Genomic DNA, 26,881 nt, shown 5'->3' with positions numbered 1-26,881 from the left:
GGAGTAGAAAAACTAGCTTTCTACTCCCTTTTATCCCTTTTTAACAAGGGACTTTTTCAGTGCCCTCCTTATATAATAAGGGCAGCTTTTTTGCTCATGTAATTTACTTTGATTTGCTGTACGCTAAAATCCTTTTGATTGTATCATCCGAAGGATTTTTAATCAATCGATCTAACTTACCTTTGATTTGATCATAAAATAAGTCGATTTCCGCATCAGATTCATTATCAGTTGTTGAATGAAACATGTTTTGGGTAGGTAAATTTACATTTGTTTTTGATGTAGAGGTTTTTGTCATAAGCAACTAAATGTTATAAGTTTTATAAACTTAACGATAGTTCAGATGCTTTATTTCAATCCCTAAAACATTTTATGTAATTTTTTTATTACCCTTTGTAAGTCATCTCTTTAGTTTTAAGCATTTTGCGCAAGTTACTTAGTGCATAGCGCATCCGACCTAAAGCCGTATTAATACTTACTTCAGTTAAATCAGCGATTTCTTTAAAGCTTAAATCTGCATAATGACGCATTAAAAGCACTTCTTTCTGCTCATCAGGCAGTAATTGAATCATTGCTTTTAAATCCTTATGAGTTTGATCGCGAAGCATTTTTTCCTCTGCACTTTCATCATAAAAGTGTAGCATATTAAATACATCCATTCCATCAGAGCTCGTAATAATTGGAGTTCTTTTTTCTTTTCTGAAATAATCGATAACTAAGTTGTGTGCAATACGCATTACCCAGGGTAAGAACTTGCCTTCCTCGTTATATCTTCCCGATCGCAGCGTATTAATTACTTTTATAAAAGCATCTTGAAATATATCTTCCGCCAAATATTGGTCTTTTACCAATAAGTAGATAGAAGTATAAATTTTGCTTTTATGTCTTCGTAAAAGTTCCTGCAATCCATTCTCGTTCCCAGTAATGTATAACTTTACCAGGTCCTGATCATTATATGATTGTAAATTCATAGGTTTACCTACACTAAATCCCGTACTATTTGCTAAAAATTAATTTGTAGAAGTATAATTTCTATAGCTGCTCTCCTATGTTTTTTGAATGTTGTTAGTTTGGTTCTGAGGTTGTTAATATTCAAAGAAAGTGTTTTTTTTATCAAAAAACAAAAAATAAAATGTTAAAAAATAAATTAACGGCCTCAGTACCCTATTTTTGTATATTATTTCTAAAACCTAATTTACCGTAAAAAGGTTTATATTTTATATCGTTTATAATACATGAGCAAAAAAGAAGCCGAAAAAGATCCGCATAAAAATATTATTATAAAAGGTGCCCGTGTGCACAACCTAAAAAATATAGATGTTGCTATTCCAAAAAATAAATTGGTTGTAGTAACGGGTATGTCTGGTTCGGGTAAATCTTCGCTCGCGTTCGATACTTTATATGCAGAGGGTCAGCGTCGTTACGTTGAAAGTTTATCATCATACGCCCGTCAGTTTATGGGCAGAATGAACAAACCTGATGTAGATTATATTAAAGGAATTGCCCCCGCTATCGCAATTGAACAAAAGGTAATTACCGCAAATCCCCGCTCTACGGTAGGTACATCTACAGAAATTTACGATTATTTAAAGTTACTTTTTTCGAGAATCGGAAAAACTATTTCACCAATTTCGGGGAAAGAAGTTAAAAGAGATTCGGTAAGTACGGTTGTGGATTATGTTAGCGCACTGCCTGAAGATACAACGGTTACCGTTTTTTGCCCGCTTTATCCGCATAATAATAGAACGATAAAAGAAGAACTTGCCATTTTATTACAAAAGGGATTTTTAAGAGTTCTAATTGATGATAAAGTTTTAAAAATTGAATCTGTTCTGGATGATGCTGATTTTAAGGATGCTGAACTAACTGATGACAAAACAGTACAGATTCTGATTGATAGGATTGTTACTAACCCAGAAGAAGAAACACTAAACAGGTTAGCGGATTCTGTTCAAACGGCTTTTTTTGAAGGCAAAGGTGATTGTTATGTTGAAACAAAAGGAAAAACGAAACATTTTAGCGATCGTTTTGAATTGGACGGTATACGTTTTGAAGAACCTACACCTAATTTTTTCTCTTTCAACAATCCTTATGGTGCATGTAAACGTTGTGAAGGTTATGGAAATGTAATCGGAATTGACGAAGATTTGGTTGTGCCTGATAAGAGCAAAAGTGTTTACGACAATGCAATTGCCCCTTGGCGTGGCGAAAAAATGGGTGTGTGGCTGCAAAATTTTATTAAAGCATCTTCTAAATTCGATTTTCCGATTCACCGTTCTTACAGTGCTTTAACCGAAGATGAACAACGTTTAATTTGGACTGGTAATAAGTACTTTCAGGGTTTGGATATGTTTTTTAAAGAACTAGAAGAACAAACCTATAAAATTCAGTATCGCGTAATGCTTTCTCGCTATCGCGGAAAAACAACTTGCCCCGAATGTAAAGGTTCTCGCTTGCGTAAGGATGCATCATATGTTAAAATTGCCGAAAAATCTATTATAGATGTAGTTTTAATGCCTTTATCGAAAGCTTTAATTTTCTTTAACGAATTAAAATTAGGTGTTAACGATGCAAAAATTGCCAAACGATTATTGGCCGAAATTGATAACCGCTTTCTTTTTCTGAATAATGTTGGTTTAGGCTATTTAACCTTAAATCGCTTGTCGAATACTTTGTCTGGCGGGGAATCGCAACGAATTAACCTTGCAACTTCGTTAGGTAGCAGTTTAGTTGGCTCTATTTACGTTTTGGATGAGCCAAGTATAGGTCTTCATCCTCGTGATACTAATAAGCTAATTGAAGTTTTAATTTCTTTAAGAAATGTTGGAAACACCGTTTTGGTGGTTGAGCATGAAGAAGAAATGATGCGTGCTGCTGATTATATAATCGACATTGGTCCTGAGGCGGGAACGCATGGTGGAAATTTAGTTTTTAGTGGTAATTATGAAGAAATTTTAAAAGATAAAAATAGTTTAACTGGCCGTTATTTATCAGGTATTGAAAAAATTGCAATTCCAGAAAAACGTCGTAAATGGAAAGACCATATATTGATTAAAGGTGCCAGAGAAAATAATCTTCAAAATATTGATGTCAAGTTTCCTTTAGGTGTTTTCACCGCAGTAAGTGGAGTATCGGGTTCTGGTAAAACTAGTTTGGTTAAGAAAATTCTTTATCCTGCTTTGCAGAAAGCTATTGGAAATTATGCTGGGGAACAAACTGGTACTTATGATGGCATTTTTGGTAATTATGATTTGGTTAGTGCAGTAGAAATGGTCGATCAGAATCCAATTGGTCGTTCTAGCCGTTCAAATCCAGTTACTTATGTTAAAGCTTGGGATGATATTCGTGCTTTGTTCTCAGGTTTGGCTGCAGCAAAAGCTGCGGGATTAAAACCAGCAGCATTTTCTTTTAATGTTGAGGGCGGGCGTTGCGATGTTTGCCAGGGTGAGGGTGAGGTTAAAATCGAAATGCAATTTATGGCAGATATTTATTTGCCATGCGAAGCCTGCGCTGGAAAACGTTTTAAGCAACAGGTTTTAGATGTAACTTATAAAGAAAAAAATGTATCTGAAATTCTGGATATGACAATTGAAGAAGCAGTTGACTTCTTCAAAGACGAGCAAAAAATTCTAAACAAGCTAAATCCGTTGGTTGATGTTGGTTTGGGCTATGTTCATTTAGGGCAATCTTCAAACACTTTATCTGGCGGTGAAGCGCAACGTATTAAACTGGCTTCATTTCTAATAAAAGGCAATAACGCAAACAAAACTTTATTTATTTTTGATGAGCCGACAACCGGTTTACATTTTCACGATATAAAGAAACTGTTAAAAGCTTTAAATACCTTAATTGAGCAAGGCAATACAATTTTGGTAATCGAGCACAATATGGATATGATAAAATGTGCCGATTGGGTAATAGATATTGGGCCTGAAGGGGGCGATGGAGGAGGTAAGCTTGTTTTTGAAGGCGTGCCTGAAGATTTGGTAAAAGAGAAAACTTCTTACACAGGAAAATATTTAGCATCGCATTTGAATTTAAATCCATAATTTCGGCTATGCTTTTTTTAACGTTTTTCATAGGCATTATCCTTAACGCCATGGGTTATATCCCGCCTGGCAATATTAATTTAACTGTGGCGCAACTTGCTATTAATAAAGGCATGCGGCAGGTTTGGTATTTTATTCTCTCGTTTTCGTGCGTAGAAGTATTTTTTACTTTTGGTATGATGCGTTTTGCCCGTTGGGCGATGAGCGATATCAATCCTAATGAAGCCGTGAGTGAAGTAAGGTTGGGAACGCTGGTAGATTGCTTTATGATTCTCATGTTTGTTGTAATGGGTACCATTACATGGGTAAATCGTAAAAAAGCACCTAAAACAAGTAGTAAAAAGGAAGATAAACGTAGTGGAAGTGTATTGTATGGCTTAATTCTTGGTGTTTTAAACCCTGTCCAAATTCCGTTTTGGTTATTTTTCGGTAATTACGTTATTCTTCACGAATGGATTAAAACAGATTACCTATCTCTTGTAGTTTTTGCTTTGGGTTCTGGTTTTGGATCGGCTGGTGCACTTTATTTATATGCGCACTTTGCTACTTTTATTCAAGAGAAATTTGCGCTAAGCAGCTTAATCATAAATAAATCGATAGCGATATTTTTATACGTTTTAGCTGCTTATTTGATTGTTAAACAATTGATAATAATATTTTAAACCTTAAGTTTTTATAAAAAAAAAGAATCCAGTTCAATTTATTTGAACTGGATTCTTTTTTGAGTTTTGAAACGAAATCGCAGATTAGAACAATCCTAATTGTCCTTTGTCATCAATGTCAATATCATCGGGATTGGTAATTTCGAAATCAACTTTTTTTGCAGGTTTCTCTTCTACTTTAGGTTTTTCTTCTACGCTCGGGTCCTCTTTAGTTGCTTCTTGCTTAACAGGATTTTGTACTGCTTGGGGTTTCACTTCAGTCTTTGCCTCTTCTTTTTTTACAGGCGATGATTGAGTAGTTTCCACTGTTTCTGATACCCTAGCCTGGTTTTCTAATTTTACCTCAGGATCTGGTTTACGTTCAAATTTGGGTTTTGGTTGTGTCACAACTGGCTTTTCAAGCACTTCTTCACTTTTCACTTCTGTTTCAATAGTAACTGCATCGCCATCAGAAATCTCCGTTTCTATAGATTCCTCTTCGCCAACATCATTAGTTGTTTCTTCAACTTCTTCAATCACTTCCTCAGGCTCCTCCAAAACTACTTTTTTTACATCGTGCGGCGATAAACGATTTCCATTAGCCTTTAAGCCTTTAACATCGATCAGTTCTGATAACATTAAATCTAGCGTTTCTGGGATTTGCGTTTTACCTTTTAAAACATCAACAATGATTTTAGCAGCTGGATTAGCAGTTAAGTAAAGTAACCTTGATTTTTGCTCCTCACTAATGAAGATTGTTTTTTTGCCTATGGATTGCAGTTCAAAAGCAAATCGTTTAATAAAGTAATTTTGCGCTTTTCCTTCAAAATGAACTGCGGCAAAAACTTTTTCAGGGTCGAATTTTTGGATTAGAATTAATCCGTCGTCGAAGTGATTACTCAATTCGAAAGAGCTTAATTCATAATAACCATCTTTATGAACCTGTAAAATCCTATCATCGCCATCAAATTCTCCAAGATATTTCCCTCTGCCATCAACATTTAAGCGTTTGAGTAAATCATCGTACCAAATTTTTAATCCCGATAGGGTAGAAACACCTTTACTTTTTAATATGATTTTCTTAACGGGATATTTCGAAATAATATTACCCTGCGAACCTCGACCTTTAATTGCCACTTCTGCAAAATCCTGGTCGAACTGTAACTTCCGTAATTTTGAATGTGGTTTTAAAGCAACGTTTACAATTTCAGCTTCACCATTTGGATTAGCTGTAAAATATAAAACCTTCGAACCTTTAGATCCTTTGGTTAAATCGTATTCTTTATCGCGGGTAACCCCAACAACAGCGAAACGTTTAATGTAGGATGTGCCCGAGGTGCCATCTTTATAAATCATATTATAGATGGTGCGTTCGTCGTTCTTTTTGAAAACTTGCGCATGTATAATGCCCTTACCTACAAAGGTTTTATCCGCAACTTTAGTGATGATACATTTCCCATCTTCACGGAAAACGATAATTTCATCAATATCGGAGCAATCAGCAATAAATTCATCCTTACGTAAGCCCGAACCAATAAAACCGTCTTCACGGTTCATGAAAAGCTTAATGTTTGCCAAGGCAACTTTTGCAGCTTCAACACGGTCGAACAAACGAATTTCTGTTTTACGTTCCCGGCCTTTTCCGTATTTATCTTTAAGTTTTTGATACCAGGCAATGGCGTAATCTGTTAAATGTTTCAAGTGATTTTTAACCACTTTGATTTCATCTTCCAGATTTTTCATTTGCTCATCAGCCTTTTTAACATCGAAACGGGTGATGCTACTCATTGGCTTATCAATCAATTTCTTGAAATCTTCTGGCAAAATCTCACGGTAAAGCGATGGCTTGAATGGGTCGAACAATAAGTGTAAAACCTCTACAACGGTATCAAAATTACTTGAATTTTCATATTCAGGATTTTTATACATGCCTTCCTGAATAAATATCTTAAGCAAAGAACTGAAGAAAATTTTCTCCTGCAGCTCGTGCAAACGAATTTCTAATTCTCTTTTTAATAAATATTTAGTGTGTTTTGTATTCTCAATTAAAATGTCGTTCACACTTAAAAAGTGTGGCTTATCGTTGTTGATAATACAGGTGTTTGGCGAGATTGATACTTCGCAAGCCGTAAATGCATAGAGTGCGTCGATCGTTACATCTGGAGAAATTCCTGGAGCTAAATGCACAACAATTTCTACATTAGCAGCTGTATTATCTTCAATCTTTTTGATTTTGATTTTACCCTTATCATTAGCGGATAAAATACTGTCGATGACAGAACCCGTGGTTGTACTAAAAGGAACTTCAGTAATTACTAATGTCTTTTTGTCTTTCTCGGTAATTTTAGCTCGAACTCGGATTTTACCTCCTCGTTGCCCTTCGTTATAATTAGAGAAATCGGCCATACCACCCGTAAAAAAATCGGGTAAAATATTCGGACGAATGCCTTTTAATGCATCTATCGAAGCATCAATCAGCTCAATAAAATTATGCGGCATTACCTTAGTAGCTAAACCTACCGCAATACCTTCGGCTCCTTGTGCTAATAACAAAGGAAATTTAACGGGCAGCGTTATTGGCTCATTATTACGTCCGTCGTAACTTAGCTGCCATTCGGTTGTATCTGGATTGAAAACAACTTCGTTTGCAAATTTAGATAAACGGGCTTCAATATAACGTGGTGCAGCTGCGCTATCACCAGTAACAGGATCGCCCCAGTTACCCTGCATATCAATCAATAAATCTTTCTGACCGATTTGTACCATGGCATCGCCAATTGATGCATCACCATGTGGGTGATATTTCATGGTGTTACCGATTACGTTTGCTGCTTTGTTGAAACGCCCATCATCCATTTCTTTTAAAGAATGCATAATACGACGCTGAACGGGCTTCAAGCCATCGTTAATATGCGGAACAGCCCTGTCTAGAATTACATAAGATGCATACTCAAGAAACCAGTTTTCGTACAAACCGTTAATTGGTGTTATGGTGTGTTTATGTTCTTCGTTTACGTTTTGGTCTAGTTCTTCACTCATTAAGAAATCAAATTTTTGATGATTGTGTAAATATAGTGTAAAGCAAAATTTTGTTAAAAATAAGTTATAAACACCATTTGTTACTTTTTTTAGCACATTATTGTACTAAATTTTATGTTATTCTATTCCCATTAATAGGCCAGAAACATTCCATGCACTAGAGCTGTTTCCTTGTGGTTTTCCCATTGGGATACTAACTTTTATGGTGTGTTTGCCTGCTCTTAAATCGCCTAATTCAATAAAATTTGGATTAGTGACTGTTCCAGGGCACCAGTTTGAGCGGCTTAAATCTGACGAAGATAAGCCAGTTTCAAAATTTCCTGAAGCTGGATTTGATAATCGGTAAGAACCACAATCCTGACGCCAGGGTACGAATGCAAAGCTTTCTTTCCCATCTAGCCAGATGGTATTTTTCTTAGGTACGAATTCATCGCCTTCGCCCCAACCTCCATGTCCAGTTGTAATGTAGCGAAGTTTTGCACCTTTCAAATCTTTTGGTAAAGTAAATGAAACCTCCAAACCTTTATCAATACTAAACATGGTTGCATATTCTTGCCCAGCCATTTCCATTACATTTGTAGAGTTAAATAATGGTAATATTATCTCTTTGCCTGCCTTTTGCTTTCCTCCATTATGCAAAGTAATATTTAAAGAAACTTTATGTCCTCCTTTATCATAATTGCCAATAAATACAGCAACCCACACTTCTTTTCCATTAACCAAAGGAAATAACTCAGAAATATCTTGTCGGTAATAAACCTGATCAGCCCAATTCTTATCCTTAAGCTTTAGTGTGTTATACTTGCCAACTCCAAAAGGTGTAAAAAACCGCATTAATTCTATTACAGGATTATAATTTGAAGTTGCAATTACTCCCTGATATTGTTTTCCATTTCCATTATCGTAGATGGGTAAATCTTTAACAGAATTTTTCAATGCATCCATCAGGCTCAAAGGCTTATCCGTTGGAATGATAAATACCGAACCCGTTCTATCATAAGCATCACCGTTAGATTGTTCCTTTAAATCAACAAAAACGTTCTGTATTGTCGAATATTTAGGGAATTTAATTTTTCTGGCAATAACGGTTCCTCCAGCAAATCTGAAAATAGAATCTGTTGATTGAGGCTTATCAATAAAATTAATAGTTTCGTTATTGAATACATTTAATGTAGTAAATCTGCTTTTCCAAAGTAAATCCTTATAAGATAATGGGTCGGTTAGCTTCGATTTTATTTTTTCTAAATCGATTGATTTTACATTTTTTACTTCTTCGATTTTTGTAGCCGTAATAAAACTGTTTCCATTTCTAACTTGCTCTAAAACTAATCCTAAATTCTGCCCTAAATTTGTTGGTGCCGCTTTTATTCCCGCATCGGTTGTAAACCATAGTTCGATTGTGTTGGAGTTTACAATCGTTTTCGCTTTTTTACAGGTGTAGCCTAAAATGTTTTTGGTTTCATTACTGAATTCAAAAATTTGCTTGCTAATTGCCGTGCTGTCAGTTGTAGATATTTGATAATCCTGATTTAGATCTGCAATCTGAAACAACAAATTCTCTGGTTTTAAAACCAGGCTTTGCTCAAAAGGATATTTAGTTTTACCATCAAGAATGTTTGCAGATGTTATCAAGTTTTGATGCTCTGCTACAATTACCACTGCTGCATTTCTATCTTCAACAGGCTTTCCATCGGCAGACCGCCAATAAACAATTTTATAGGCACTATTGGCTTTAAGTTTATTTTGCGCCTGGGTTAAAAAAGAGATAAATGTTAGAGAAATAAAGAAGTAAATTTGTTTCATATTATCGAAAAATCAAATATAAACAATACTTCAATTATCCTTCTAATCTCTCCTCTACAAAAGCGAAAGGCAATAAACTCTTTACACTATTTACTTTTAAAATTTCTCCTTTAAGGCAATAAAAAATTACTTCGATAGGCGAATTTTGTTTGCGTTCAAACTCGACCATTACCTGTAAACAACCACCGCAAGAAGTTACTGGTTTTAAAATTTCGAAAGCATCGGTTTGAGCCGTAATCGCCATGCTTTCGATAACTGCATCGGGGCGTGAAGAACCGATTGTGAAAAGTGCCACACGTTCGGCACATAAACCAGAAGGATAGGCTACGTTTTCCTGGTTACTACCTAAAATGGTTTCGCCCGAAGCTAAACGAATTGCAGTGCCTACTTTAAACTTTGAATATGGCGAATGAGAAGTTGCTAAAGCCTGTTCAGCAAGCTCACAAAGTAACCTGTCTTTTTCATTCAGTTCTTCAATATTATTATACTGGTCAAAACTTATATTTAGATTTATTGATTTCATTTATAACTAATTATCAAACCGCCAGTGTTAAATTTTTATAGCGGGCGAACAATTTAGGTTATTTTTTGTATTAATTATAAAAAACTGTCTTAAAATTAATTTAAGTGGCACGTTTTTAGTACTTCGTAAACACCAAACACGCTTAGCTTTGAATAAATACGTACGTAAAAGTCTCAAAATTTTATTGTGGGTTATCGCCTCCATAATTATACTGGTGGTCGCTTTAGCGCTATCTTTAAATATACCTGCCGTTCAAAATTTCGTTAAGGGCAAGGCAATTAATTACCTTAAAAATAAAACAAAGACAGAAGTAAGCTTGGAAAGCATAAAAATTGCATTGCCGAAGGATGTGGTTTTAAATAAGTTTTATATTGAAGATCGCAATAAAGACACCTTGTTATATGCAGAAAAACTAGCTGTTGATATTAGTCTTTTCAAACTTCTGGATAATACTGTAGAGGTAAATAATATTGAACTAAAAAATATACGTGCAAATGTTAAACGAATAAGTCCGGATACAACTTTTAATTTTTCTTTTTTGGTTGATGCTTTTATGAGCGAAGAAAAAAAGCCAGAAGAAAAAATTAACAAAGACACAACTTCTACCCTAAAATTTTCTGTTGACAAGGTTTCTTTTGAAGATATAGGAATTACCTACCGCGATGATGTTGCGGGAAATGATGTAAAGCTTTATTTAGGTGCTTTTAAAACGAAGTTAAAAACATTCGATTTGGCAAACCAACATTATGTAATCAAAGATTTAAATTTAAATAACACTTCTTTAAGCTATTTACAGCGTAAGCCATTGGTTCAGCTTGTACAGCATATAACCAATAGTGTTGATAGCAGTCAAAAGGAAACAGGAAAACTTCCTCTAATTGAAGTGGAAAACTTCGCTTTCAGTAATGTGAAAGTAAATTACGATGATCAGGTTTCGACAACGAAGGCCATTGCAAATGTTAATGAACTGGGTTTGGTTAATTTAAAAGTCGATTTAACAAATAGCAAATATACTGTAGATGATGCAAAGTTGAATAAATCGAACATTCTATTCGCTTTTAAACCAGCTCCAAGTAACGATTTAAAGAAAGTTAAAGATACTGTAGTTGTAGAAAAATCGCCTTTAGGTTTACTCATTAAAAACATCAGCCTTGCAGAAAATAATGTACAGTTTGATAATTTAGGTGCAAAGCCCGCTCCAAAGGGAATGGATTTTAATCACCTAAAAATTACTAATTTAACCTTTGGGGCAGCCGATGTTAATTATAGCGCAGCTGGAATTACAGCAAACGTTAAAAATGGATCGCTAAAAGAAAAAAGTGGTTTTGCGTTAAATGAGCTAAAAGGAAATGCCATTTATAATGATAAACAGATAAAGCTGAGCAATTTCGTTTTAAAAACACCTAATACAACAATAGAAAACGCAACGGAGTTAAATTTTACTTCTATGGAAGATTTAACAAAACATCCTGAGCGGGTAAAAATGGCCTTGAGCTTAAAAAACACAACTATTGGCTTAAAGGATGCAGGTTATTTCAGTAGTGCTATCCCAGCAAATTACCGTAATGAAAAAATTAAAATAAATGCAGAGGTAAATGGATATTTAAACAATTTAAACATTCCTCGCTTGCAAGTAAGTGGATTGAAAAATACACAAATTGATATCAGCGGAACAGCTAAAGGCTTGCCGGATATTAATAAAACTTTTCTCGATCTAAATATCAAAAAACTATATGTAACTAAGAGTGATATTTTGGTTGCTGTACCTAAAAAGTCGTTGCCACCATCAATCGAATTGCCAAATGTAATTAATGCAAAAGGTAATTTCAAAGGTTCAATGACTGATTTTAACACCAATTTAAATATTCAGACGGATATGGGCGGTGCGATTTTAGTTGCAGGAATGAAAGGTGCAAAGGGTAAAGAAAGTTACAAAGCAGATATCAATTTAAACAATTTTAATGTTGGCCGATTGTTAAAAATGCAGCCAAAGCTTGGTCGTGTTTCGGTAAAAGCTAATGTTGAAGGAACTGGCCTTGATCCTAAAAAGATAAATGCAAAGTTTAACGCAAAAGTTTTAAGCGCATATTACAATAAATACACTTACCGAAATTTAAATGTTGCTGGTACTTATGCCAATCAAAATGTTTCGATAAAAAGTAGCATGCCAGATAGCAACGCCAATTTTGCTTTAGATGCAAAAGTAAGCTTAGCAGGGAAATACCCTTCGGTTAAAGCCGATTTGAATCTGAAACAGGTTAACCTGCAGGCGTTAAATTTCAGTCCGACAGTATTAAGTGCTGCTGGTATTGTAAAAGTTGATTTGAAAACTGCAGATGCAGATTATTTAAACGGAACAGTTGATATCACGGGTTTACAAGTGGTTAAAGATGCACAAAAAATAGATGTTGATACAATTTCCGTTTTTGCAAAAACAACTGAAACAACAAATGAGCTTACGTTAAAATCAGAAATTCTTTCGGCTAAAATTGACGGAAAATATCAGTTAACGAAAGTGAGCAATGCAATTATTAATGAGATTAATAAATATTATGCTTTTGGAGAGGTCACAAAAATCCCCGATCAACGATTGAGATTTGCTGTACAGATTTATGATTCCAAATTATTAAAACGATTTGTGCCAGAGCTAACAGTGTTTAAGCCTTCTCAATTTTATGGCTTAATTGATACACAAAAAGATAGCCTGCAGATTAAGGGAAATTTCCCACAAATCGTTTATGGCGATTTCAAGGTAGATACAACTGTACTTAACATTAATAATGATAATAATAAATTAGCGTACGGTTTAACTGTAAAAGCATTGCAAAGTCCGTCTATTGCTCTATTTAATACCGAAATTAGTGGTGATGCCGCAAATAATTTATTAGGTGTAAATATCTTTCTTCGAGATAGACAGCGTAAAGATAAATACGTAATTGGTGGAAATTTTCAATCTATAAATAAAGATTTCAAGTTTACTTTAGATCCACAGAAACTACTTTTAGATTATCAAAAATGGGTAGTATCTCCAGATAATTATATTCAGTTTGGCGCATCGGGCATATTGGTTAATCAATTCCAAATTAGCAATAGCGGGCAATCTTTATCAATAAATAGTAACCCAACGCAACCAAACGCACCTTTGGCGGTCGAGTTTAAAGACTTTCAATTAGAAACTTTAACCAAATTTGCCGAAACGGATACAACTTTAGTTGGCGGTCGTTTAAACGGAACGGCTAATGTTAAAGATCTAGCTTCTACACCGAAATTCGAAGCTAACTTAACTATAGATCAGTTACGCTATCAAAAAGATGAGCTTGGAACCTTACGTTTAGCGGTAAATAATAACACACAAAATGCATTTGAAGTGAATGTTGCTTTAAGTGGCGTACATGAATTACGTGCTAATGGATTTTACTATACTGCACCTCAAAGCGCTTTAGATTTAACTGTTAATATTGATAAAATTGAGATGAAAAACATCGAAAGCTTATCACAAGGTCAATTAAAAAATGGAAGTGGAACCTTAACTGGTGCACTTACAGTAAAGGGTGCTTTAACTGCTCCAAAAATATTGGGCGATGTTACCTTCAATAATGCAGGAATCAATGTTGCTTATGTAAACTCGTACCTACGCATGCCAAACGAAAAAATTTCGTTTACCAACGAAGGCATAAGCTTTAATAACTTCACCATACTAGATTCACTTAATCAAAAAGCAACCATCAACGGAAAAGTATTAACAACCGATTTTAAAAATTACCGTTTTGCACTTGATATCCGCACAAATAATTTCAGGGCTATCAATTCTACTGCTGCTGATAACGATATGATTTATGGCACAGTGTTTTTAACCAGTAATATTAAGGTTCGCGGTGATTTAAACCAACCCGATGTTAATATGGATATCACCATAAACAAGGGAACAAAGTTTTTCTTCGCTTTGCCAGCAAATGATCCAGCAATTATCGATCAGGAAGGAATTGTTCAGTTTATCGATGCTGATGCACCACCATTTAATGGCCAAAAAGCGTTGAAAGTAGATAGTATAAGTAAATCTCCAATAAAGGGAATAAATTTGGTAGCTGCAATAAAAATTGACCCAGAAGCGGAGTTAAATGTCGTTGTTGATCCTGCCAATGGCGATGCTTTAAACATTAAAGGTGATGCGGATTTAAATGCGACAATGGACGCCAGCGGAAAAATAAGCTTGACTGGTAGATATGAAGTTATTGACGGTTCTTACAACTTATCTGTTGGTCCGCTTGGTAAAAAAGCGTTTAGAATTGTTAAAGGTAGTACCATTATTTGGACCGGCGAACCTACGGCAGCTAATGTAAATTTAAGCGCAATGTACGAGGTGAATGCTGCACCAATTGATTTATTAAATCAGCCAGATCTTTATGAAGCTAGAACGAAATTACCATTCCAAGTATATTTAATGATGAAAGGCGAATTATTGAAACCAATCATCTCCTTTAAAATAGATTTGCCAGAAAATGAACGTAACGCTTTAGGCGGACAGGTTTACACCAAATTAATTAATGTAAATCGCGATGAAAGTGAGTTAAATAAGCAGGTTTTTGCTTTGTTAGCCCTAAATAGATTTATTGCGAACAACCCTTTCGAAAGTTTAGCTGGAGGTGGCGGCGGAGTATCTACGCTTGCCCGTTCAAGTGTGAGTAAACTGTTAACAGAGCAATTAAATAACTTAACATCAGATTTAATTCAAGGTGTAGATTTAAACTTTGGCGTAAATTCATCTGAAGATTACTCGACTGGCTCTATGCAACAAAAGACAGATCTGGAGATTGGTTTATCTAAAAAGTTATTGAACGACAGATTAACGGTTACAGTTGGAAGTTCGTTCGCTTTAGAAGGACCGCAAGCGCCTGGGGAAAAATCGACAGATATTGCAGGTAATGTAAACGTTGAATACGCATTATCTGCAGACGGAAGATATCGTTTAAGGGCTTACAGGCGTAATCAAAACGACGTTATTGTTCAGGGGCAAATTATTGAAACTGGCTTAGGTTTCACATTGGTTGTTGATTATAACAAATTCAGAGAAATATTCCAGAAAAAACGTAATAGAAGAACGAGAAACATTGAACAGAAAGCACAAGATGAAAAAACTAATTAGACCTATTTTATTTGTATTGGCCTGTTTAGTTTATGCAGGTTGCAGTAGTACGAAATCCTTAAAACCTGGGCAAATTTTATACACAGGGGCTGAAGTAAAAATCAACCCAGATACTTCGGGCAAAATTGACGACGAAAAACAAGTTAAAGCCGATTTAGAGAGCAAAACGCGTCCGCGGCCTAATAAATCTTTTCTTGGAATTAAATTTAAGTTGGGGATTTATAACTTAGCCGGCGAACCAACAAAACCGAAAGGTCTTAGAAATTGGATTAGAAAACAAGGAGAGCCACCTGTATTATTAAGCGAAGTAAAACTTAAATACAATAATGACGTGCTCAAAAGTTATTTGCTTAGCGAAGGATATTTGCAAGCTGCTGTAACTGGCGACACAGTTGTGAAAGACAAAAAAGGTAAAGCAATTTATACCGCAGTTACTGGGGAAAGATATAAAATCAATAAAATCACTTTTCCACCAGATTCTGGTGTGCTGACTAAAATTATCAACGAAAATAAAAACAAAACTTTATTAAAAGTTGGCGATTATTATGACTTGGATGTTTACAAGAATGAACGTGTTAGAATCGATAATGATTTAAAGGAAAATGGATATTTTTATTTCAGTCCTGATTATTTGATTATGCAGGTGGATAGTACAATAGGCAAAAATCTGGTTAATGTTACAGTTAAGGTTAAAGATATTGCTCCTGATGCAGGATTAAAACCTTACACAATTAAAAACATTAATATTTATCCGAATTATACGTTAAGACGCGACACTGTACTTCGTAGGTTAAAACCTCTGGAGTATCACGATTTTAATATTTACGATGATAGAAATACCTTCAAACCAAGGTTATTTGATCGATTGGTTTTCTTTCAGAAAGGAGAAAATTATAACCGTAAAGATCATAATCAGTCATTAAACAGGATGGTAAATATTGGTGCTTTTCAAGATGTAAGAGCAGAATTTTTACCTGTTGATAGTTTCAAGAATAATCAACTCGATTTAAATATTTACTTAACACCATTAAAGAAAAACTCGCTTACTTTTTCAGTTACTGGAACCAGCAAATCGAATAACTTTGTAGGCTCGGAGGTTAAAGTAACGCAAACAACCAGAAACCTTTTTAGAGGTGCAGAACAATTGGATGTGAGTGTAAGTGGTGGTTTTGAAACCCAGACCAGAGGAACTTCATTGGGTAGAAATTCGCTTTCATTAACGGCTGAGGGTAAGTTAACTTTCCCAAGATTTATTGTTCCTTTTTACAAGCCTAACAGTACAACTGCATTCATTCCTAAAACTATTGCTTCGTTATCATATCAAATGTTGAATCGTGGCTCGGAATATACTTTGCACGCCTTTAAAGGTGAGTTTGGCTATAATTTTAAAGAGAATGCTTACAAGGAACATAATTTCAATCCTATATCAGTTAGTTATATCTCAACAGGCTTTCCTTCAACAAAAATACGAGATAGTTTATATGAGGTTAATCCACTATTGAGAACAACTTTGGAGAACCAGTTTATTATTGGTAGTAATTACAACTTTACTTACACCAACCAAATGGAAACTAATCGCAGAAATAACACTTTTTTCTACGGCGCAGTAGAAACTGGAGGAAATTTATGGGGTGCTTTTGTTCCAAAAGATGATGAAGGTAAACGTTCAATTTTTAATGTACCACTCTCGCAATTTGTACGATTTGAGGCTGATTTAAGAGACTATTATAAAGTTAATAAAAATGTAACCTGGGCCAATCGCTTAAACATCGGTTATGGATATGCTTATGGAAATAGTACTTCATTACCATTTGTAAGGCAGTTTTTTGCTGGAGGAAGTAATGATATCAGGGCATTTCCTGCCAGAACTTTAGGCCCTGGAACTTATAAAGTACCAGATGATGCTGTCTTTGCAGATCAAGGCGGAGATATTAAATTAATGTTGAATTCGGAATTAAGGTTTAAATTAGTTAGCGTACTGTATGGTGCACTATTTGTAGATGCAGGTAACGTTTGGTTACGTAAAGAAGATACCGGTATTCCTGGTACAACGAATACTGGCAGACCAGGTTCAGAGTTTAAACTAAAAAATGCATTGAATGAATTAGCAGTAGGTACTGGCGCTGGTTTACGTGTAGATGCAACCATATTTGTGGTTAGGTTAGATGTAGCGTTTCCAGTTCGTAAACCATATTTACCAGAAGGACAGCGATGGGTGTTTGACAGTATTGCTTTTGGCAACAAAGATTGGAGAAGAGAAAATTTAATCTTCAATATCGGTATAGGATACCCATTTTAAATTTATAGATGAAACTAATTCATAAGATTAAACATTTCTTTATTGCCCTTTACCATCTTTTTATTGCTGCAGGTAAAGGTTTTGCTGAAGATAGGGTGATGAAGCTCAGTGCGGCGCTGGCTTACTATACTATTTTTTCGTTAACCCCATTAATTATTATTGTACTATCTGCTGCAACTTTATTCTTTGGAGAAAGAATGAAAACCAGGGATAAGTTTTTTACAGAAATTACTGAGTTAGTTGGTAAAGATGCTGCAACTCAAATTCAAGGTTTTGTAGAACATGCTAATAAATCAGGTCAGTCCACAATAGGGCTAATTATTGGTATTGGAACATTAATTATTGGAGCTACGGCAATTTTCATCGAAATTCAAGATAGTATAAACTTAATATGGAAAGTAAAGGCAATGCCAAAAAAAGGGTGGCTAAAAATGCTTACCAATCGATTACTTTCCTTCTCACTAATTGTTTCAATGGGCTTTTTACTATTAGTTTCACTTGTTATAAATAGTGTTGTGGTAGGTTTAGGCGATAAATTGGTGTCTTTACTTTCAGAAAGCAAAATAGATGATGTCATACCTGTTGCTAACGACACAATGGCATTACTTATTTATATTTTAAATAATGTGATCACTGTTGCTGCGGTAACTGCGGTGTTTACAATAATTTTTAAGGTTCTTCCTGATGTAAACATCAAGTGGAAGTCGGCAATAATAGGCGCGCTTTTTACCGCATTGTTATTTGGTTTGGGTAAGTATTTGATAGGAATTTATATAGAAAAAGGTAGTACAGTTTCAGCATTTGGAGCCGCAGGTTCAATAATTGTAATTTTACTTTGGATATATTATACTTCAGTAATTTTATATTTCGGGGCAGAATTTACACAGGCGTATGCAGAAAAATACGACGGTGGAATTACCCCAAGCAAATATGCAGTGTTCACCAAAATAACAATTGTAGAGAAAAACGTAGATGTTTTGCCTCCACAGCACCCAGAGGATACAGTTAATGCACCAAAAAGCTAAAAAATAATAATTTAGAAGATGTTTCCCTTTAAACGTTATTATTTCTTAGCTCAGAAACGCAAGCTTTTTTCTAAAAGTTTCTTCTCAGGAAAAGCGTTATAAATTCGTTCAAATCTAATTCTGAATAAATCTTGCGATCTTCTTGCATAACATCTATGGCAACACCTATAATGAGGATGATATTTTAAAAGTATTTTTTATTCTTATTTTTCAACCTATCTCTATTCCTTCCGTTTCTGGTATTTGAATGCCTTTTAAAAATAATATTGTAAACATTGCCACCTAACATACTAAAGGTGTGAGGTGAATTAATATGTGCTCAATTAATTTTTGCAATTACATCAACGCTTGTTTTTATGCTACTTCATCAATAATTTTAGGTTCTTCGGCTACCTGATCTTTTTCCACTCGTAGATTTCTGATAATGTGTTGCTGTCTATCTGGAGTATTTTTTCCCATATAATATTCAAGCAAACTTTTTATAGTCTGGTCTTTTAAAATAACTGGGTCTAGCCTGATATCTTTACCAATAAACAAACCAAATTCATCAGGCGAGATTTCTCCCAAACCTTTAAAACGGGTGATTTCTGGTTTATTACCTAATTTTTCAATAGCATTTCGGCGCTCTTCATCGCTATAACAATAAATGGTTTCTTTTTTATTTCGAACCCTAAATAATGGGGTTTGTAAAATGTAAACGTGCCCTGCTTTTACTAAATCAGGGAAAAATTGAAGGAAGAAAGTCATCATTAATAAACGAATGTGCATACCATCCACATCGGCATCTGTGGCGATAACAATGTTATTGTAGTGTAAACCTTCTAAACCATCTTCAATGTTTAAAGCATGTTGTAAAAGATTAAATTCCTCGTTCTCGTAAACTACTTTTTTGGTTAGCTCGTAACAGTTAAGTGGTTTACCTTTTAAGCTAAAAACAGCTTGGCAATCTACATCACGAGATTTCGTAATCGAACCCGATGCCGAATCTCCCTCGGTAATAAATAAAGTGGTTTCGTAACGTTTTTCATGTGTAGTGTTAAAATGAACTTTACAATCGCGAAGTTTTTTATTATGCAACGATGCTTTTTTTGCTCTGTCATTGGCTAGCTTTTTAATACCAGCAATGTCTTTTCTTTCTCTTTCTGATTGGTTAATGCGTTTCAACAATGCATCAGCAACATCTGGATTTTTGTGCAGATAATCATCCAGTTCCTTTTTCACGAAATCGTTAATAAACGTAGCAACTGATGGTCCTTCTGGTCCCATATTTTGCGAACCTAATTTAGTTTTCGTTTGCGATTCGAAAACAGGTTCTTGTACACGCACAGAAATTGCAGCAATAATTGATGAGCGAACATCCGATGCATCGAATTCCTTCTTGAAAAATTCGCGAACCGTTTTTACAACCGCTGCACGAAATGCCGCCTGGTGTGTTCCGCCTTGAGTTGTATGTTGTCCGTTTACAAACGAGTGGTAATCTTCTCCATACTGCTGACCATGTGTCATTGCAATCTCGATATCATTACCAATCATGTGGATAATTGGGTAACGAATTTCTTCTGGTTTATTAAATTTAGAAAGCAAATCGTATAAACCTTTTTCCGAGAAGTATTTTTGGTTGTTAAAATTTACCGTTAATCCAGTATTTAAGAAAACATAGTTCCAAACCATACTTTCTACAAAATCAGGAATGTAGTGATAGTTTCTAAAAATTGTTTCATCAGGATAAAAAGTAATAGCAGTACCATTACGCTGAGTGGTATCAATTATTGGTTGTTCGGTTACAATTTCGCCCTTAGAAAATTCTACTTTTTTAGTTTTTCCATCTCGATAAGATTGAACAACAAAATTTGTAGATAAAGCATTTACCGCCTTTGTACCTACGCCGTTTAAACCAACTGATTTTTGGAAGGCATTACTATCGTATTTACCACCAGTATTTATTTTACTTACACAATCTATAACCTTACCCAAAGGTATGCCTCGACCATAATCGCGGATGTTTACCTTTTGCTCGGAAACTGTAATTTCGATGGTTTTTCCTGTGCCCATCACAAACTCATCAATAGAGTTATCTACAATTTCTTTTAACAAAACATAAATTCCATCGTCTTGCGCAGAGCCATCACCAAGCTTACCGATATACATACCAGGGCGTAGTCGAATGTGCTCTTTCCAATCTAATGAGCGAATACTGTCGTCGTTATAAATTACTTCTGCCATAAATTTTAATTATTTATCAGGTCGATTGAACTTTACGCAATACAAAGTAGCAAGGCCGAGGGATTTTCGGAACGAGCTTTAACATTCAACATAACAAGTTTTTAGGAATGATTTGATATCGAAATTTGGTTTATGATTATTCAAATATCGAGTAGCAAAATTTATTTACAATAATAGATTTATTCTTTGAGGCTAGCAAATGAAAATTTCAACAAAAGGAGACGAAAAATGTACGAGGTAAGGTGGATGGCCTGTAAACTTAAATTCTATTTCTATCGTACATCTTCCATCAGACATCATCCATAAATTCCTTATCTTCACCCCATTATTTATAATCCATTTTAATGCAACCAAAAAAGCAACTTTCGCTCTTCGATTTATCCATGATTGTGGTTAGTTTAGTCATTGGCATGGGTATTTTTCGTACGCCAGTGAATGTAGCCGCAAAAGCGCAAATACCTGAATTGTTTTATTTGGCTTGGTTTATTGGAGGTTTTGTAGCTTTTTGCGGAGCACTTACTTATGCCGAAATTGGGTCACGATATCCAGTAACGGGTGGTTACTACAAAATTTTCTCAGCAGCCTATCATCCATCAATTGCTTTCGCCATTAATTGTATAGTAATTATTTCGAGTGCAGCTTCAGTTGCAGCTATATCTATCATAGGAGCAGAGTATTTAGGCAAAATAGTTTTACCAGTTAATATGCAAACCGATGCTTATCGAGTTGCAATAGCCATAACTACTATTTTGGTTTTCTATTTAATTAATTTACTCGGTTTAAAAGCCAGCGCTAAAACCCAAAATGTATTAACCATTGTAAAAATCGGCTTAATTTTATTGCTTATTTGTGCGGTGTTTTTCGGCTCACAATCCGAAACGGTTACACCTGTTTTTAAAACTAACAATGGCAATTTGCCAAACTGGTCTGATTATGGAAAAGCATTAGGTTTATGCCTTATAGCCGTTTCCTTCTCCTACGCTGGTTATGCGCAAACGATAAATTTTGGCGGCGAAGTTAAAGAAGCAAAAAAGGTAATTCCTCGTTCTATTATTATCGGTTTAACCATAATTGTTATTCTTTATTTAGTACTCAACTACGTTTATGTTAAAGTTATAGGTTTCGAAGAATTAAAAACAGCAGAAAGTATTGCTGCTATTTTAGCTTCAAAAATTTTTGGTCCAGCAGGGTTTAAAATGCTATCCGTAATTATATTCGTTTCGGTTATGGGTTATGTAAACGTAAATTTGTTGAGCAACCCGAGGGCCATGTTTGCTATGGGGGAAGAAGGAGCTTTGCCGAAAATCTTTAGCAAAATGAATAAAAAAACAGAGGTAATTACCGTAAGCTTAACTGTTTTTACTTTAGTTGCTGTGGTTATCATTTTCTACGCTAAAACATTCGATAAAATTTTAAATTATACAATCTTTTTAGAAAGCATTAGTATGGCAAGTTCGGCAGCTACCATTTTTATACTGCGGAAACGTACCTCACATCTCGATATAAAAACAATTTACACGGTGCCACTGTATCCTGTTTTACCAATTATATTTATTGCAGCCTATACTTTTGTTGCTTTAAGTATTTATGCTGATGATCCAAATGCTGCGTTAAATGGCTTATATATCTTCATCGGCTTTTTGGCTATTTATTTTATCAGTAGATTATTTAGCAAGAAATAATTATCTAATTTGAAAAGCAATTTTAGTGCTTATCGGTTTCGATAGCCCCGCTATTCGCTAAAAATAGGGATGTACCGCTGCTATCGGGTTTAAATAACCTAAAGCATTGCACCGTAAAACCTAAAAATAGGTTAGGAGTGGAGCATTTTTCACTGCAACCAGTGGCATAGCTTTCTGAAGCAGTTTTTTGAATTGGAAGCAACCTTTTTGATTTTGGCATTTTGTGTTAAATTGTAGCAGCAGATCAGTAAAATAAAACTGATTTGAATGATCATGAAGCGCAGCGAAATAAAATGTAAAGCAGGACTGATTTAACCAATAAAAAATAGGAACTTGCTTTACCTAATGAAATTTAAAAATCTTAATGAATAAAGCACTCTCAGGGAAACAAAAAATTGCTTACGCGGCTGGAATGATGGGCTGGAGTATTATGACGAATATTATAATCGTAATGCTCCCTTATTTCTATTTACCGCCAAATAATTCGGGGTTATCGCCTTTGGTGCCACAATTACTGCTATTTGGTGCTTTTAATCTTTTATCTATTATTGCCGCATCGGGTAGATTAATTGATGCTGTTTACGACCCGTTTATTGCCTCGGTTAGCGATAGAAGTACGAACCCGAAGGGTAGGAGATTTCCGATAATGAAATGGGCAATTTTACCTGCGGTAGTTTTTTGCTGTTTGGTTTTTCATCCTTGGGTAAAAGGCGAAAGTGTAAATAATGCCTGGTGGCTAACTGCGGTTTTGGCTGGATTTTTCATCTCGGTTACTACTTATATTATCCCATACAATGCACTGCTTGCCGAGTTAACAAATACAGCCGAAGAAAAAGTAAAGCTTTCTACTTTACAGCAGGTGGGTTTTGTTTTGGGTATGATTTTAGGTGCTTTAATTAACAATTTTGCAGATTTGATACAAAGCGGTTTTCATGTAGCGAGCCGTTTCGAAGCATTGCAATACACCATTATTGCTTTAAGTGTTTTCTCTGGTTTGGTAATGATTTTGCCAATTCTGTTTATTAACGAACGAGAATATGTAAATAGCAAACCATCTCATATTCCGCTTTTGGCGGCCATTAAAAGCACTTTTAGAAACTCGAATTTTAAATATTACCTAATTTCAGATTTTACTTACTATACGGCATTAAGTATTATGTCGAGTGGTTTATTATATTTTGTAACGGTTCTACTTGGTTTACCAGATTCTGACGGTGGAAAATTTATGGGTTTAATGGTTTTACTATCTCTATTATTTTATCCATTTATTAACTATGGCTCGAAAAGGTTTGGAAAGAAAAAACTGGTTTTGTTTGCATTCGGAATTTTGAGTTTAATTTTTGTAACCATTTTCTTTTTAGGTAAACTTCCCTTTGCACCTGCAAATCAGATGTATATTTTGGTTGTTTTTGCTTCTTTTCCGTTAGCGGCCTTAGGTATTTTGCCTAACGCTATTCTTGCCGATATTGCACAAAAAGATACGATAGAGAGTGGCGAAAACCACGAGGGTATGTTCTTTGCTGTCAAATATTTATTTGTAAAACTAGGGCAAACCATAGGTATTGCAGTTTTTGCAATGTTAACAATTTATGGTAAAGATCCAGGAAATGATTATGGTTTAAGGCTGAACGGAATTGTCGGTTTCTCGCTTTGCATTGTAGCATTGTTATTTTTTAGTCGCTTTAAAGAAGAAAATAACTGATGGTTTTAATTGTGAGATAAGTTGTATTCGTCTTGCAAAAGTTTAGATTTACGCCATCTACTTTACATTTTTACATCTTCCATATTTTATTTGTATCTTTGCGGCGAAGCAGAATTTCTTTATCATTTAAAGCAATCCGCAAGTTAGTCCTTCAATAAATGATTGTTCTAGCTTCTTCGATAAATATTACATAGAAACATACATGTTATTCAAAGAATTAAACCTCATTGAGCCAATTTTAAAGGCGCTTGAGAAAGAAGGTTATACACAACCTACACCTATACAGGAGCAATCCATCCCAACAATATTAAAAGGAAAAGATTTATTAGGCTGCGCACAAACAGGAACAGGTAAAACTGCTGCTTTTGCCATCCCGATGTTGCAATTATTGCACGAAAAGCATATTAATACTAAAGCAACTAAAAACATTAAAGCTTTAGTTTTAACCCCAACACGCGAACTTGCCATTCAAATTGAAGAAAGTTTTAAAGCTTACGGAAGTAACTTAAACTTACGTCGTTTGGTAATTTTTGGTGGCGTAAATCAACACTCGCAAGTTGAAGCTTTAAGAAAAGGCGTAGATATTTTAGTTGCTACTCCTGGTCGATTATTAGATTTAATGAACCAGGGTTTTATTAGCTTAAGCACCATCGAACTTTTTGTTTTGGATGAGGCTGATAGAATGCTGGATATGGGTTTTATCCACGATGTGAAAAAAGTGGTTGCTAAATTACCTGCTAAACGCCAAACATTATTTTTCTCGGCAACTATGCCAGATGAAATTCAAAAGTTAGCCAACACAATTTTATCGAGCCCAACTAAGGTAGAAGTAACACCGATTTCTTCTACTGCTGAAACTATCGTTCAATCTGTTTATTTTGTTGATAAACCAGATAAAAAGAAGTTGTTAATTCATCTTTTGGAAGATAAAAAAATTGAAACCGCTTTAGTTTTTACCCGTACTAAACATGGTGCAGATCGAATTGTGAAAGATTTAGCGCATGCTGGAATTAAGTCTGCCGCTATTCACGGAAATAAATCGCAAAATGCTCGTCAACGTGCTTTAACTGACTTCAAAGATAGAAAAATTCGTGTTTTAGTAGCTACTGATATTGCTGCTCGTGGCATTGATATCGATCAGTTATCACATGTTTTCAATTTTGAATTACCAAACATTCCTGAATCTTATGTACACAGGATTGGCCGTACTGGTCGTGCTGGTGCAAATGGTATAGCCATTTCTTTCTGCGATGCTGAGGAAAACGAATATTTGTTAGATATTCAGAAACTGATTAAAATTACTTTGCCTGTTGTTGATGATCATCCTTATCCATTAACTTGGGAGAGTATGCTAGCTAAGAACCAGGTTAAGCGGAAACCACAAGCGCAATCGAAAGGTGGAGGCGGTGGAGCTAAAAGAGGCGGTGGCGATGGTAACATGAGTGGTAAACCTCGTAACGCCAGCAATAATCGTCGTTTTGGTGGAAACAGAAAAAAGAGAGATTAAAAAGGCTGGAGCATTTTAAGCAAATGCTAATACATAAGCTTAGAATATATAATAAAACCCCTAATTGTAACAGTTAGGGGTTTCTTTTTTATATTTTGTTTATCAAAAATGCCAATGAATATTTAATGAAATTATTTCAAAAATTCTACATTCCAAATTTTTTCTGCTTTTCGGCCAATGAGCCAGAACGAGGCTGCAAGCACAGAAAAGAATAAAGCTTTATGCCAGCTATCCCAGAAATATTCAAAATATCGGGTGTATAAATTGATGAACAAAAAAGTAATTCCAAATTCTCTGGCAATATCATCGTTGTATTTTAAGCCAAATGCGGTGCTTGCAACACAAACCGTGGCAGATATTAAAGCCCAGTAGAACAGGCTTAATTGCCTAACTGAATACCATTCTTCTAAACTTGCAAAGTTGCCAAAAACAGATAAAGCCCAAAGTGCAATAAAAAGGTAAACCATTCCAGCTATGTAGGTAACTTGAAAGAAATTTTTCGTTTTAGTATTTACCTTCATCAGAAGAGAAGCTGCCGTTAAAATCACTCCAAATACTACGAATCGAAGTGGATAATTCATGCCAAGAAAATAATAATTCCACCGGCTTAAATAGCCGGTTTCCGTACCAAACCAAGCACCAAGAGAAATGAGGGCAAAAATCCAAATCAATCTTGAATTAAAAATATAGCCTAAAATACCATAAATGAAAACTGAAATTAAAATCAGAATGGAGAAGTTTCCTGAGCCATTATCTAAAGACTTGCCGAAATAAGCAATGGCATTTGCGGTTAAAAGAATGGCAGAAAATACAATAGCTTCGTTGCTAAATTTTAAATGACCAAGATTTTTCTTCCGTCGAAAACCCAAAATGTAAAGCCAGGCAGCTAAACCACCCGATACGATTGCAATAACAATATTTGGCGTGTTATAAACCTGCTTTAAGTAATTAAGAATGGTGTTATCTATCAATAAAGAACCTAATGCAATAAAACCGCAAGCTAATGCAACCCAAAATGCATATTGTGCTAAGCGAAGCCAATCGAAATTTTTGGCCTCATAACTTTTACGTAGCTTAGTACTTGTTTCTTCGTTAATCAAGCCATCGTTTTGCCACTGCTCAATTATATCATCAAGAAATTCGCTCTTTTCTCTGTCTACTTTCATAAGTTAGGTTATAAACGAAGATAACTTTTTTAGTCGGAAGTGAGAAAGATTGAGGCGCGGCGATATGGCTTGTAAAAAC

General features: G+C 35.0%; 15 protein-coding genes. 8 read left to right on the top strand and 7 right to left on the bottom strand.

The window, feature by feature from the left end:
* Positions 1-103: 103 nt before the first annotated feature.
* Both ABD692_RS04795 and ABD692_RS04790 read right to left on the bottom strand, forming a co-directional pair.
* Positions 104-298 carry a hypothetical protein gene (locus ABD692_RS04795; RefSeq protein ID WP_344765401.1) on the bottom strand — a complete coding sequence of 65 codons (195 nt, stop codon included), beginning with the start codon at positions 296-298 and terminating at the stop codon, positions 104-106.
* 88 nt (positions 299-386) lie between these two features.
* Positions 387-971, bottom strand: coding sequence for an RNA polymerase sigma factor (locus ABD692_RS04790; protein WP_316763416.1), 585 nt, complete (start codon positions 969-971; stop codon positions 387-389).
* A 264-nt stretch (positions 972-1,235) separates the two neighbouring features.
* Here ABD692_RS04790 and uvrA point away from each other — a divergent pair, with 264 nt between their 5' ends.
* Together uvrA and ABD692_RS04780 are read left to right on the top strand one after the other, a co-directional pair.
* Positions 1,236-4,049: an excinuclease ABC subunit UvrA gene (gene uvrA, locus ABD692_RS04785; RefSeq protein ID WP_344765399.1), complete on the top strand. Its 2,814-nt coding sequence runs from the start codon at positions 1,236-1,238 to the stop codon at positions 4,047-4,049.
* An 8-nt stretch (positions 4,050-4,057) separates the two neighbouring features.
* Entirely contained in the window at positions 4,058-4,711 is a 654-nt protein-coding gene (locus ABD692_RS04780) for a LysE family transporter (RefSeq protein ID WP_316763410.1), read from the top strand.
* Positions 4,712-4,795: 84 nt separating this feature from the next.
* Here the strand turns inward: ABD692_RS04780 and ABD692_RS04775 are convergent, their stop codons facing one another.
* The 3 genes from ABD692_RS04775 to ABD692_RS04765 form a co-directional block, all read right to left on the bottom strand.
* Positions 4,796-7,729, bottom strand: coding sequence for a DNA gyrase/topoisomerase IV subunit A (locus tag ABD692_RS04775; RefSeq protein WP_344765394.1), 2,934 nt, complete (start codon positions 7,727-7,729; stop codon positions 4,796-4,798).
* 117 nt (positions 7,730-7,846) lie between these two features.
* Entirely contained in the window at positions 7,847-9,532 is a 1,686-nt protein-coding gene (locus tag ABD692_RS04770) for a PNGase F N-terminal domain-containing protein (RefSeq protein WP_344765392.1), read from the bottom strand.
* Between the two features lie 34 nt (positions 9,533-9,566).
* Entirely contained in the window at positions 9,567-10,055 is a 489-nt protein-coding gene (locus ABD692_RS04765) for a cytidine deaminase (RefSeq protein ID WP_316763402.1), read from the bottom strand.
* A 148-nt stretch (positions 10,056-10,203) separates the two neighbouring features.
* Here ABD692_RS04765 and ABD692_RS04760 point away from each other — a divergent pair, with 148 nt between their 5' ends.
* From ABD692_RS04760 to ABD692_RS04750, 3 genes are read left to right on the top strand one after another with little or no spacing between them, the layout of a single operon-like run.
* Positions 10,204-15,198, top strand: a complete 4,995-nt coding sequence (locus ABD692_RS04760) for a translocation/assembly module TamB domain-containing protein (RefSeq protein WP_344765390.1) — start codon at positions 10,204-10,206, stop codon at positions 15,196-15,198.
* Positions 15,182-17,497 carry a translocation and assembly module lipoprotein TamL gene (tamL, locus tag ABD692_RS04755; RefSeq protein WP_344765389.1) on the top strand — a complete coding sequence of 772 codons (2,316 nt, stop codon included), beginning with the start codon at positions 15,182-15,184 and terminating at the stop codon, positions 17,495-17,497. Before ABD692_RS04760 ends, tamL begins: the two co-directional genes overlap by 17 nt.
* A gap of 8 nt (positions 17,498-17,505) precedes the next feature.
* On the top strand, positions 17,506-18,522 hold the full coding sequence (locus tag ABD692_RS04750) for a YihY/virulence factor BrkB family protein (RefSeq protein ID WP_316763393.1): 1,017 nt from the start codon (positions 17,506-17,508) through the stop codon (positions 18,520-18,522).
* A gap of 354 nt (positions 18,523-18,876) precedes the next feature.
* Here ABD692_RS04750 and ABD692_RS04745 read toward each other — a convergent pair whose 3' ends face one another.
* Complete coding sequence (locus ABD692_RS04745; RefSeq protein WP_316763390.1) at positions 18,877-20,745, bottom strand: DNA topoisomerase IV subunit B; 1,869 nt, start codon at positions 20,743-20,745, stop codon at positions 18,877-18,879.
* A gap of 344 nt (positions 20,746-21,089) precedes the next feature.
* On the opposite strand from ABD692_RS04745, the gene ABD692_RS04740 reads away from it, so the two are divergent.
* From ABD692_RS04740 to ABD692_RS04730, 3 genes are all read left to right on the top strand, one after another.
* Positions 21,090-22,427, top strand: a complete 1,338-nt coding sequence (locus ABD692_RS04740; RefSeq protein WP_344765385.1) for an APC family permease — start codon at positions 21,090-21,092, stop codon at positions 22,425-22,427.
* 364 nt (positions 22,428-22,791) lie between these two features.
* Positions 22,792-24,129, top strand: a complete 1,338-nt coding sequence (locus ABD692_RS04735; protein WP_344765383.1) for an MFS transporter — start codon at positions 22,792-22,794, stop codon at positions 24,127-24,129.
* A gap of 202 nt (positions 24,130-24,331) precedes the next feature.
* Positions 24,332-25,636 (top strand): DEAD/DEAH box helicase, encoded by a 1,305-nt coding sequence (locus ABD692_RS04730; protein WP_344765381.1) that lies wholly within the window; start codon positions 24,332-24,334, stop codon positions 25,634-25,636.
* 131 nt (positions 25,637-25,767) lie between these two features.
* Here the strand turns inward: ABD692_RS04730 and ABD692_RS04725 are convergent, their stop codons facing one another.
* Positions 25,768-26,802: a DUF2157 domain-containing protein gene (locus ABD692_RS04725; protein WP_344765379.1), complete on the bottom strand. Its 1,035-nt coding sequence runs from the start codon at positions 26,800-26,802 to the stop codon at positions 25,768-25,770.
* Between the last annotated feature and the right edge of the window lie 79 nt (positions 26,803-26,881).

The sequence above is a fragment of the Pedobacter ginsengiterrae genome (assembly GCF_039537385.1).
In the GTDB taxonomy this organism is placed as follows: domain Bacteria; phylum Bacteroidota; class Bacteroidia; order Sphingobacteriales; family Sphingobacteriaceae; genus Pedobacter; species Pedobacter ginsengiterrae.
Note: the sequence above shows the minus strand (reverse complement) of the source record. Positions and strands in the feature narration are given on the sequence as shown.

Coding starts and splice junctions, on each gene's coding strand:
- ABD692_RS04795 (WP_344765401.1), bottom strand. CDS start 298: ATGACAAAAACCTCTACATCAAAAACAAATGTAAATTTACCTACCCAA.
- ABD692_RS04790 (WP_316763416.1), bottom strand. CDS start 971: ATGAATTTACAATCATATAATGATCAGGACCTGGTAAAGTTATACATT.
- uvrA (WP_344765399.1), top strand. CDS start 1,236: ATGAGCAAAAAAGAAGCCGAAAAAGATCCGCATAAAAATATTATTATA.
- ABD692_RS04780 (WP_316763410.1), top strand. CDS start 4,058: ATGCTTTTTTTAACGTTTTTCATAGGCATTATCCTTAACGCCATGGGT.
- ABD692_RS04775 (WP_344765394.1), bottom strand. CDS start 7,729: ATGAGTGAAGAACTAGACCAAAACGTAAACGAAGAACATAAACACACC.
- ABD692_RS04770 (WP_344765392.1), bottom strand. CDS start 9,532: ATGAAACAAATTTACTTCTTTATTTCTCTAACATTTATCTCTTTTTTA.
- ABD692_RS04765 (WP_316763402.1), bottom strand. CDS start 10,055: ATGAAATCAATAAATCTAAATATAAGTTTTGACCAGTATAATAATATT.
- tamL (WP_344765389.1), top strand. CDS start 15,182: ATGAAAAAACTAATTAGACCTATTTTATTTGTATTGGCCTGTTTAGTT.
- ABD692_RS04750 (WP_316763393.1), top strand. CDS start 17,506: ATGAAACTAATTCATAAGATTAAACATTTCTTTATTGCCCTTTACCAT.
- ABD692_RS04745 (WP_316763390.1), bottom strand. CDS start 20,745: ATGGCAGAAGTAATTTATAACGACGACAGTATTCGCTCATTAGATTGG.
- ABD692_RS04740 (WP_344765385.1), top strand. CDS start 21,090: ATGCAACCAAAAAAGCAACTTTCGCTCTTCGATTTATCCATGATTGTG.
- ABD692_RS04735 (WP_344765383.1), top strand. CDS start 22,792: ATGAATAAAGCACTCTCAGGGAAACAAAAAATTGCTTACGCGGCTGGA.
- ABD692_RS04730 (WP_344765381.1), top strand. CDS start 24,332: ATGTTATTCAAAGAATTAAACCTCATTGAGCCAATTTTAAAGGCGCTT.
- ABD692_RS04725 (WP_344765379.1), bottom strand. CDS start 26,802: ATGAAAGTAGACAGAGAAAAGAGCGAATTTCTTGATGATATAATTGAG.